The following is a 263-nucleotide window of genomic DNA, read 5'->3' as shown; positions in this document are numbered from 1 at the left end:
GATTCATTCACATCTCCAAGCAAATCTGTCGCGTGCTTTAATACCTCTTTGCCACCACATAAACGCGGCAAACCGACCAACCATTGCTTTTGAATATCAGTCAGACACCCAAGCTCTTCGGCATATCGATCGAGCTCGGGCAAATCTTTTGCCTTGTAAAGCTCAATTAATTTACTCTCTTGATCTGCATTAAGATTACAAGCAGCAAGCACACCACTTACAATATCAACATGCCCAAGATCAAGAACAAGATTAGACAAACC

1 protein-coding gene is annotated in these 263 nt (G+C 42.2%); it reads right to left on the bottom strand.

The genetic code is table 11. The annotated features are described in order from the left end of the window. On the bottom strand, positions 1–263 hold a 263-nt coding region (locus tag RG959_RS24365), incomplete at both ends, for an ATP phosphoribosyltransferase regulatory subunit (RefSeq protein WP_342799323.1).

The organism is Domibacillus sp. 8LH (assembly GCF_038806185.1).
In the GTDB taxonomy this organism is placed as follows: domain Bacteria; phylum Bacillota; class Bacilli; order Bacillales; family Domibacillaceae; genus Domibacillus; species Domibacillus indicus_A.
Note: the sequence above shows the minus strand (reverse complement) of the source record. Positions and strands in the feature narration are given on the sequence as shown.